This window comes from Steroidobacter sp., assembly GCF_016790065.1.
Lineage (GTDB): Bacteria > Pseudomonadota > Gammaproteobacteria > Steroidobacterales > Steroidobacteraceae > Steroidobacter.
Genome location: NZ_JAEUPY010000048.1, coordinates 1 through 10,787, shown reverse-complemented (window position 1 = coordinate 10,787; position 10,787 = coordinate 1). Strand labels below are relative to the sequence as shown.

Sequence of the window (10,787 nt, the reverse complement as noted above, 5' to 3'; positions counted from 1 at the left end):
TAGCGCTCCTCCGGTTGCTCATACATTCCAACTTCACCGGCCAAGGTCGCGGCGTATTCCGCCCAGCCCTCGTTGTATGCGTTGACGAAGCTATGAGTGCGCAGCGGATGTAGCGCAGTGTTCTCTCGCTGCGTGGCCATGTGCAGATGATGACCGGGGACCAACTCGTGATAGTTCAGCGCCGCGACGTTATGAAGCGGTTGACGCGACAGGTTCGCGCTGTTGAACAAGTATCGACCTGAGTTGCGATCAGGCCGAGGCGCGTCGTAGTAGCCGAAAGTCATCGAGCCTTGCAGCGCTTCCGGCAAAGGCTCCACGCCATAGTCAGCGTTCGGCGCAGTTCGGAACAACTCCTTGAAGCGCGGCGCCAGTCGGTCGATGTAACGCTGGAACACGGCCGTGATAGCCGCCGGCGTTTCGGCCCGCCAGCGTGGATCAGCTGCGATGCTCGCTAGAAATGCGGCATCGTCGCCCTTGAATCCCAGCTCGTCGCGCACCTTGGCCTTTTGCGCTTCGATCTGCGCCATGCGCGCATGGCCCTTCTCGAATACCTGTTGCGGCGAAAGATCCTGCGTCGTGTGTACGCGCACCAGCGCTTCATAAATTTCAGCGCCACCTGCGTACTGCCCCATGCCGACAGCGGTCGGCGCCTTGGCGAGATAGTCGTCGTCAAATACGGCCAGCAAAGCGTCGAAGGCAGGTGCGATGCTGTGATTGATACGACGTTCGAGTTCCACCGAGAAGGCCGCTGTACCCAGACCACCGAGGCGCTCAGGGGTCACGCTCCAAACATCGCGGATCTGGCCCTTGAAGCCAGTAATCAATGTGCGAGCCGAAGCGATCTGCAACACAGGCATGCGCATGCCACGCTCCGCCTGCCCCACGGTGCGCTCGCGCATTTGATCGAACATACGTGCGTAGTCCGCCGCGAGTCCCAGGTACCGGTCCAGGTCGCCGGTATCTTGAAAGCGAAAACTCCGAATGGTCGCGTGGGCAAAGTTGAGCAGGAAACCGGCGCAGTAGGCCGTGGGTAGGAACATGCCGAAAAAGCCAACGCAGCTCGGATCGCACACCGTCCAGTACCAATCAGCCTCTCGCGCCCAGATCCCCGCACGCGACCGGGCGACACGCAATGAGAGCGCGAGATCGTGCGGCAACCCATCGGGATCGAGAGCGTCGATGCGCTTCAGCAGTTTCTGCCCGACCTCGGACTTCCGAGACACTTCGGCGAACGAAAGATCCGGCAGCCGCGACGGCATGATCCCTAAGTTCTGCTGAACGTAAGGACCACGACGCACCTCTTCCCAGGCGTCCTCGACGATACGTTGCGCGGTGCCGATTCGGCGGGACACGGAATCCGAAGTCATAAATATCGGTCCTCTACAATCAAAGCAGGGCGTTCTTGACGATACTGCCCGCCTGCATCACCAGCGGAATGTGCGCGCCGCCATCCTGCAACAGCGCCAGATCGGACAAAGGATCGCCATCGACCACGATCAGATCGGCGACCGCGCCTTCAGCAACGATGCCGAGTTGACCGTCGCGTTGGAGTAGCGACGCGTTGGTCAAAGTTGCCGAGCGAAGCAGTTCCGCTGGCGTCAGCACTTCGGAGCGGATCAAGAATTCGCGCGACTGGTGTTCGTGCAGGGGGCCGAGCAAATCCGTGCCGAAGCCGAGCCGAACGCCGGCGGCTTTGCAGATTTCCAACGACGCGACTCCCGCCTGCAGCACCTTGGTGTTCTTGGCACGGCTCGCCTCACTCATGCCCAGCTCGGCGCCAAAACGATCCAGGCAATCGTAGGTCACCAATGTTGGCACCACGAAGGCACCCTGCTCAGCGGCTTGTTGCGCGGTCTTGGCATCGATCATGTTGCCGTGTTCGATGGACCGCACGCCGCAATCGAGTGCGCGCGAGATCGCTGCCGAAGAGTAAGCATGAGCACACACGTAAGCACCCCAGTCCGTCGCTGCTTGCACCGCCGCCGAAATCTCCTGCGGCGTGAATTGCAAGCTCTCGAGCGGATCGTGAGGCGAAGCGACGCCGCCCGAAACGGTGAGTTTGATGTGGTCGGCGCCCTGCCTGAGCTGCTCGCGCACCGCTGCCAACATGCCGGGCACACCATCGACCACCGCACACAACAGATCCAACCCGCTGCAACATCCACAACCGACCGGACCGCTCTCGGTGCGTTCGCGATAGTCGACATGCCCACCGGTTTGGCTGATGGCTCGCCCGGCAATGAACAGCCGCGGACCTCGCACGACGCCGCTGGCCAATGCTTCCTTCAAGCCATGATCGGCTCCCCCGGTATCGCGTACCGTGGTAAAGCCTCGGTCCAACATGCCGCTGAGAATGGGGCCGGCGCGAAGTGCCGCGAGCGTGGCCGGCATTTGTTTCAGCTTGCCGATGTTGAGTTCGGAAATCATCACATGCACATGCGCGTCGATCAGGCCTGGCATGAGCGTTCGGCCTTTGAGGTCAATCGTGGCTGCGTGTGATGCTGTGGACATCCGCTCCTCAGTTGAACGGATCACCCCTCGTTCGATCACGACATCCGCAGGGTCGCGAAGCAGCCCGGCTGCAACGTCCAACACGCGCGCGTTTCTGAAGATCAACACGAGCGCGCCGCCGCCCAATGACGGACGTAGCTGAGATCCACGTCGAGCACCTCCGGGTACCGCGCACGAAATGCCACATCCAGCCCCGGGCCGGAGCCGCACAGGTAGCGCTCGAAGAAACGCAGTACGAAGTCGTTTAAGACGCAGCTCATGCGCCGACCCTCAATGGCGCTGCAAATCGCGGCGGCCGAGGCACTGGATTGGCCGATTTCCGGAGGGATGAGGCACAGATCGGTGTAACTGTAGTGAATCGAACCTCGGGTCTCGACGCGGATCACATCCTCGCGGGTACCGATGCCAGTCAGGCGCTCGAAGAAGAACTCGGAATGCGGGGACAACGTTTTCCCGGGCAGCCCCAACCTGAAGTCATGGTGCATGACCAGGCTAGCCGCATCGATCTCGGCATCGAACAGGTCCGCGTCGAACACACCGCCATCGAGGTTCACCGTCGCGCGAACGCGTGGGTGTCGATGTGCCGCGGCCGAGGCACTCGATCCAAACGACATGCCAATCGTGCCGATGCGCTCTGAATCCACCAACGAGCGCAGACTCGCGCCCGCGCCAGGTAGAGCGCCGTTGAGCAAGCGGTCGATGACGTGCAGACAATCTTGTTCCCAAATCAGATAGTGCGGGGCCAGCACGAAGTTGCGAATGTTTCGTTGTTGCGCCTGATGACGCGTGCCGATGTCGGGATCCAGGTACGCAGCCAGATAGTCCGGCGCAAAACCTTGCGTCATCGTTTCGGTAAACAATGCGGCGTCGGCAAGGACGACGTCGCCGTTCTCATGCAGCGTGGCGCTCGATGTGTAGGGATGGCTGATGGCGACCACCAGGTAGCCATGGCTAGCGAGATGCTCCATCAAAAACGTATTCGACTGCAGATAGGCAAACACACCGTGTGAGAACACCACGGTTGGCAGCGGACCACCGAGCGGCGGCGCGCCTTCATAAGAATGAGTTGGGATGTTGAACAGCTCGCCAAAGCTCGCACCGAGCGGCAGCGAGTGAGTCCAGAACCGACCGATGACGTGCTCCATTTCGAGCGGTTTGGCGTAGGGCCGCGGCGAGCCCGTTACGGAGGCGGCCGGATACCAGGCGCGCGCAGGAATTCGTCGCGGCTGACCGGGCGCAAAGCACTCTTCCCGACCAGGGTCGACGAACTCGACATCAACGACGCCGATCGGATGTCGCCCGGTGGGCTTGGGCAAGCGAATAGTGGGCGGCAAGCGCGGCTCCTGATCGCCGTCAGCGGCGTGACACAGCCCAATCGTCGCTCAGGACGCGCTACTCAGCTTTGTCAGCGCCCCGCCGAATTTTTGATTTTCCACCTGGCTCGGCTCAAGACCCCGTCTCAGCGGTTTCCAGCAGCGCCGCGCAGTTCTCATCCTTGGCCAGGCCGGGGTCGACGAATGCGATGACGGCGGCGATTGGTGCCACCACTGCGCCAAGCGCGGCGGCGACGGCCCCCTGCTTGGCCACCTTGCCCGCGTTCACGCCGATGCTCGGATCGCGAAGGTGACCGTTGATCTCGACGGGCGTACGTAATCGAGCCAGCCGCAGTTTCTTGGGCTCGCCTTTGATGGAGAGATCCAGCTCTTCCGGCCCGAGGCGAATTTCGCCTCGGCCGGCGATGCGAACATCTTTCGTGTCGAACACCACGTTGTCGGCGCGCATGACGCCATCTTTCACGTTGAACTGCGCGACTCCGCAACGAATCTCGGTTTTGTCGTCACTGCCTTTCAGCAGCAAGCCGATACCGCGAGCCACGTTGATGCCAGTCAGCTCAGCGAGCGCGGCGTTCACTTCTCCGTGTGGCAGGACGAGCGATACTCTTCCATCCGCACCCGCCATCACGTCGTGGACGGAATCGCCTTTGCCTTCGATGACGGCACGCGCCTGCACGATGCCGCCCAGCGGCGGTTTTGCGTCCGGCTTCTTGCCTTTCAATTGATCGAGCTGAACATTCTGGATTCGTACATCGACTTTGCTTTCGGGAATCTTGCCCCGTGCATCGACGCGCGCAGTGCCGCGAACCAGGCCCTGCGGCATTTCCAACTCGAATGGCGCAAGTTCCAGCACGCCGTCATCGAGCTTGATATGAAAGGCCACTTTCTTCAGCGGCACCGTGCCCGCATCGATGGATCCCGCCTGGAAGCGCACATCCGCATCCATTGCCCTGACGCGATTCACTTGCAAGCGCGCAGTAGGAAACAAACGCGCGCTCGCCTTCGCCGGTGCAGCTTCCTTCGCTCCCTCGGTCGAGGGCTTCGGCGCCTCGCTATGTCCCTCCAAGCTGCCCGCTTTAGCAGGCTCCGCACCCAGCGACGCCGCGAGATCCATGAGCCGCAATTGGCGAGACTCTAGCTTGCCGGTGAGCGACGGCCGCTTCTTGGAAGAGTCCAACCGCAATTCACCGCCGATATCGCTACGGCCCACCTTTCCCGTGAGTTTATTCACCGTGGTGATCTGCCCATCCCGCTCGACGTGAGCCGAGAAATCGAAGGGCGGTGTGTTCGGTAAAGCAAGCTGGGTCAGATAATAAAGATCGGCGAGATCGCCGCCCTTGGCATGCACGTTCAACTCCACCTGCCCGAGATCGAACGGCTTTTTCACCTTGCCATCGGACTGCACCCGAATGTCGCCGGCAGCCACCTGCACCTTGAAGGGATACGGATCGTCGGGATCCAGATTGATCAACGGTCCGCCGCCCACATTCATATTGAACGGCTGCTGGTTGATGGTGCCCTTGCCGCGAATTCGAAACGCAAAAGTTTCGTTCTGACCGATGGACTCATGCGCCTGCACGCTGCCATCGACCTTCAACTTCAGGATTTCATCTCGAACGGTAAGTTCGCCGTCTTGAATCAGGAAGTCTCGCACCACTGGCAGTTTGGCGGGTTTGCCCGCAGGCGCATTGCTCGGCCTGGTGCTCTCGAACGTCCAGTTGGCGCGACCTTGCACGTCTCGATGCAAATAAACATTGGGTTTGACGAGTTCGACGCGCGGCAGGATGACGTCGCCGATGAACAGCGGCAGCAACTTCACCTGCAGATCGATCTGCTCGATCTGCACCATGGGTTGCTTGGCCTGTTCCCAAGGTGGATTGCCCACCACTAAACCGCCGACACGAACTCGCGGTGTGAACGACCAGATGTGTACATCCAGATCGCCCTCGATCTTCACGACGCGACCGGAGGCCGCACTCGCCATCCGTTCGATCGGGCCCTTCAGTCGGTTCCAATCGGCGAACGCCAACACCAGCAGGACCACGACGAAGAGTCCCAGCACCGTGATGCCGGTCCACTTCAGCGCCGTCCGCGCTTTGGGCGGCAAGCGGTGTGTGTCCGGTCGATGGGTGGCTGGATCGTCGTCGCTCACCCAGTGCTAACTACCCGAACCGACTACACGTTCCTCCGTAGCGGTAATCCTCGACAGCCGGCGTCGCAAATCCCCTTCACGACCATTCCATTGACGACCAGGGCGTCGGCAATTATTTCAGGCGCTTGAACACTGAGCCGGTGCTGAAATCGAAACCGGCGATCTGGCCGCGCGGATCGAGCCGGAAGCTCACGAAAAAATTTCGCGATTCCATTTCGTAGGGCCAGCGCGGCTTGGCTTGGAACTGATCCTGTTGCCAATGACTCAGCTCGTACTGCATCCGACCGGCGTCGATCACGAGCTTGCCATTCTCGACGTGCACGCGAGTTTCACCGAACGCGCCATTGTCGGCGAAAGTGCCGGTGTAGCGATCGAGCGGCAATGAGGGCTTGGTGCCTTTAAGACGTCCGCTCTCCAGTTCCGCGCGGCGTTTTTTCGCGGCGTCGGCATCGGCAAGAGCCATGCGTCGGAAGCTCTGGCTCCATCGGTCCGAAACACCCCGGCCCAAAGCCGCATCGACCAGCGTTTGGAACGTGGCCATGGCAAGCATCGACTGATCGGCGTTGGTGAGCACCACGATGCCGACATCGTCGTCGGGCAAGAAGCCGATCAGACTGCGAAAGCCATCGATGCCGCCGGAATGCCACACGATGTCGTGGCCTCGATACGCGTGCACGAACCATCCCATCGCATACGCCGGATGACGAAACGCATCGTCGCCCTCGCCCGCAGCCACCGACCACGCTCCCCGACCGGGGGAGCGACCGCGATCAGGCGTGTGAGGCACACGGGTTTCCAGCAGCGCTTTGCTCGACAGCACCGACTGACCGTTCACGCTGCCGTTGTTGAGTTGGAACTGCAGCCACAAGCCAAGATCGTGCGCGGTCGAGTTAACGCCACCGGCGGGCAGCGCGTTGTAGTCCTCGTAAATCCAGTCGATGGCTTGCTTGCGACCGTCCACGGTGATGTGTGGAGACGCAGCGTTGCTGTCGGCACGCGCCGCGGTGTGATCCGCATTGGTTCGCGTCATGCCGATGGGCTTCCACAGCGTTTCCGCCGCGACTGTTTCCCAAGGCCGACCCGTGACGGTCGCGACGACTTCGCCAATCGCCGTGTACGAGTCCGTCGTGTACAGGAATTCGCTGCGCAAGGGATGCATCTGCTCGAGGTAGCGAATGCGACGAACATGATCCGTCCGATTCGCACTCGCGCGGCGGAACGTGTACTCCGAGCTACCGAACCCGCTGCGCATGCTGAGCAAATCGCGCAACGTGACTTCCGTAGTATCGCGATCGCGGGGCATGGCGAACCACGACAGATGCTTCACCACCGGATCGTCCCAGTTCATGCGCCCGTCCGCGACCAGCTTCGCCACCGTGGCCGAGGCAAAGGATTTCGACACCGACGCGATCCCGAACATGGTGCGCTCATCGACGGGCTGCTTGTTGCGCAGATCGCGAACACCAAAGCCCTTCTCATGAAGCACGCGGTCACGGGTGACCAAAGCAATGGCCAAGCCGGGCTGGTCCCACTCTTTCAGGATCGCGCCCATCCGAGCGTCGATCTCGCCGATTGGCAGCGGCGCATCGCTAGCCGAGGCAGGAACGGCGACGAATGCCGCTACGACGAAGGCGAATCGGCACAGAAACCGCGGAACTGTTTGCATGGTGTCGGGCGATGCGAGGGCGCTTCGGAACGCGAAGCGGCCATTTAGACGCGAGTCGCGCCGGCGGTCAATGCAGCGAGGCGCCGTTGGGTGTTTTTACCGAAAAAAATCATCTCGCCGCGCTGCGCAGAGCTTCGATGAAACGATCGACGAGCGGACTGCTCGCGCCTCGTGAGCGCAAGATGCCGAGTTCGACGCGAGCCGCCTTGCCACGCAAGCGACGATATTGCACGCCGTGACGTTTCAAATTGCGCAGTGAGGATGGCACCAGCGCGAAGCCCATGCCGCTCGCGACCAGGCTGATCACTGTTTGCATCTGACGTGCATGCTGAGTGATTCGCGGCGCGAAACCGAAGGAGCGGCAATGGTCGTGAATCAGATCGTACAAGCCCGGCGCGATGTCACGCGGTGGGATGATGAAGCTTTCCTTGGACAACGTTCGAAGATCGATGGTCCCCTCGCCTTTGGCGAGCGCATGACCTGCGGGCGCTGCGAGCACCAGTTCCTCTTGTAACAAACGATCAAACTGCATGTCCGGCTCACCAACCGGGCCCAGCGCGATGCCCAGATCCAAGCGGGACGCGCGCAGCTCGCGAAGCTGTGCGTCGGTGGTGAGTTCATGCAGTTGCACTTCCACCAGCGGATAACTCGAACGGAAACTCTTCAATGCCGGCGGCAGGATGCCGTAGTCGGCAATGGAAACGAAGCCGATGGCGAGCGTGCCGATGTCGCCTCGCTCCGCTAGCAGCGCTTTGCTCTTCGCGCTCTCCAATCGAACCAGCGCGGCGCGCGCCTCTTCGAAAAACGCGGTGCCGGCGGCCGTCAGTGACGCTCCGCGAGTGGTTCGGTTGAGCAAACGCACGCCGAGTTCGTCCTCCAGCGCTTTGACCTGCACCGACAACGGCGGCTGCGAAATATGCAGCCTGTGAGCCGCGCGCGAGAAGCTGCCTAGCTCCGCGACGGCAATGAAATAGCGCAGCTGACGCAGTTCCATTATTCGTAAACCCTATAACGAGCCTCTCAAGATTGTATTGGCAGGTATAGCCGGCGCCAAGCCAAACTTGCCGGGCCACCCGTTTCAGAGACTCAACCCGTGCCAGCCTATCGCTCGCGTACCAGCACCTTCGGCCGCAACATGGCCGGCGCCCGTTCCTTATGGCGCGCCACCGGCATGAAGGACGACGACTTCAACAAGCCCATCATCGCGGTCGCCAATTCCTTCACTCAGTTCGTGCCCGGTCACGTGCACCTGAAGGACCTGGGCCAGCTGGTGATCGCGGAAATCGAGAAAGCCGGCGGTGTGGGCAAAGAGTTCAACACCATCGCAGTGGATGACGGCATCGCCATGGGCCACGACGGCATGCTCTACAGCCTGCCCTCACGTGACATCATCGCGGACAGCGTGGAGTACATGTGTAACGCGCACACCGCCGACGCGCTGGTGTGCATCTCCAACTGCGACAAGATCACGCCCGGCATGTTGATGGCGGCGCTCCGCCTGAACATTCCAGTGATATTTGTTTCGGGCGGCCCGATGGAGGCCGGCAAGACGCGGCTCGCCGATAAGAACGTGTCGCTCGATCTGGTCGACGCTATCGTGGCCGCGGCCGACGACTCCGTTTCGGACGAAGACGTGCAAAAGATCGAACGCTCGGCCTGCCCCACCTGCGGCTCCTGCTCGGGCATGTTCACCGCCAATTCGATGAACTGTCTCACTGAAGCGCTCGGACTGTCGCTGCCCGGCAATGGCTCGCTGGTCGCCACGCATGCGGATCGAGAACAGTTGTTTCGCAAGGCCGGCCGCATGATCGTCGAGCTGGCCCATCGTTACTACAAGAACGACGATGCGCGAGCGCTGCCAAGAAACATCGCCGGCAAAGCCGCGTTCGAGAATGCGATGTGCCTGGACATTGCCATGGGCGGCTCTACCAACACCGTGCTGCATCTTCTGGCCGCTGCGCAGGAAGGCGGCGTCGACTTCAGCATGAGCGACATCGATCGGCTGTCACGCAAAGTGCCGGTGCTGTGCAAGGTCGCGCCTTCGAGCCACTATCACATGGAAGACGTGCATCGAGCCGGTGGCGTCATGTCCATTCTCGGCGAGCTGGATCGCGCGGGATTGTTGGAGACTTCCGTGCCGACGGTTCACTCCGAGTCGCTCGCGAAAGCACTGGACTCGTGGGACGTGACCCGCACGACTGACGTCGCCGTCCATGAATTCTTCCGCGCTGGCCCTGCCGGCATTCGCACACAGACCGCGTTCTCGCAGAGCTGCAAATATCCAGAGCTGGATATCGACCGCAAGGGCGGCTGCATTCGCTCGTCTGAATCCGCCTATCGACGCGACGGCGGCCTCGCCGTGCTCTATGGCAATCTCGCCGAGCGCGGCTGCATCGTGAAAACCGCTGGCGTGGATGAAAGCATGCTGTCGTTCTCTGGCCCGGCCGTCGTGGTCGAGAGCCAGGACGCAGCAGTCGAAGCAGTTCTAGGCGGCAAAGTGAAAGCCGGCGACGTCGTCGTCATCCGCTACGAAGGCCCGCGCGGTGGTCCGGGCATGCAAGAGATGCTGTACCCAACCAGCTACATCAAGTCCAAAGGCTTGGGCAAAGTCTGCGCGCTGATCACCGACGGCCGCTTCTCAGGCGCAACCTCTGGCCTCTCCATCGGCCATGTGTCACCCGAAGCAGCTGAAGGGGGCAACATCGGTTTGATCGAGAACGGCGACACCATCGTCATCGACATTGCGACTCGCTCGGTGCGTGTCGACATCAGCGACCAAGAGCTCGCTCGTCGCCGTTCGCTCAAGTCCGACCAGAGTTGGAAGCCGGCGCTGCCTCGTCCACGCAAGGTCACGGCAGCTTTGAAGGCCTACGCCAAGCTCGTGACCAGCGCCGACAAAGGCGCCGTGCGTAATGTGGATTTGTTGTCGGACTGACGACTCGACCTCAGGCGCCCGCTGCAATCACAGCGGGCCGCCGGTGCGCGGCCAGACAAGACAGCACACTGAGCACAACCAAAACGAACGCCGCGCTTTCCAACGACGTGGGAAAGCGCCGTTCCCAAAACAGGCCGTAGATCAGCGAGAACAGCGTCTCGAACAAAATCATCTGGCCGACCAGCGTCA

At 61.4% G+C, this 10,787-nt stretch carries 7 protein-coding genes; 1 reads left to right on the top strand and 6 read right to left on the bottom strand.

From position 1 onward, the window contains the following. From JNL55_RS01865 to JNL55_RS01840, 6 genes are all read right to left on the bottom strand, one after another. Nucleotides 1-1,367 (bottom strand): DUF885 domain-containing protein (locus tag JNL55_RS01865; RefSeq protein ID WP_293848577.1); only part of this gene is annotated, 1,367 nt, incomplete at its 3' end. Between the two features lie 19 nt (nucleotides 1,368-1,386). Further along, nucleotides 1,387-2,460 carry a metal-dependent hydrolase family protein gene (locus JNL55_RS01860; RefSeq protein WP_293848575.1) on the bottom strand — a complete coding sequence of 358 codons (1,074 nt, stop codon included), beginning with the start codon at nucleotides 2,458-2,460 and terminating at the stop codon, nucleotides 1,387-1,389. Between the two features lie 152 nt (nucleotides 2,461-2,612). After that, nucleotides 2,613-3,845, bottom strand: coding sequence for an alpha/beta hydrolase family protein (locus JNL55_RS01855; RefSeq protein WP_293848573.1), 1,233 nt, complete (start codon nucleotides 3,843-3,845; stop codon nucleotides 2,613-2,615). A gap of 112 nt (nucleotides 3,846-3,957) precedes the next feature. After that, complete coding sequence (locus JNL55_RS01850; protein ID WP_293848571.1) at nucleotides 3,958-5,997, bottom strand: AsmA family protein; 2,040 nt, start codon at nucleotides 5,995-5,997, stop codon at nucleotides 3,958-3,960. Between the two features lie 112 nt (nucleotides 5,998-6,109). Beyond that, nucleotides 6,110-7,663 (bottom strand): serine hydrolase, encoded by a 1,554-nt coding sequence (locus JNL55_RS01845; RefSeq protein WP_293848569.1) that lies wholly within the window; start codon nucleotides 7,661-7,663, stop codon nucleotides 6,110-6,112. A 109-nt stretch (nucleotides 7,664-7,772) separates the two neighbouring features. Then, entirely contained in the window at nucleotides 7,773-8,657 is an 885-nt protein-coding gene (locus tag JNL55_RS01840; protein WP_293848567.1) for a LysR family transcriptional regulator, read from the bottom strand. 99 nt (nucleotides 8,658-8,756) lie between these two features. On the opposite strand from JNL55_RS01840, the gene ilvD reads away from it, so the two are divergent. Beyond that, a complete protein-coding gene (ilvD, locus tag JNL55_RS01835; protein WP_293848566.1) occupies nucleotides 8,757-10,598 on the top strand; it encodes a dihydroxy-acid dehydratase in 1,842 nt (613 codons plus the stop codon). The last annotated feature ends 189 nt before the right edge of the window (nucleotides 10,599-10,787 follow it).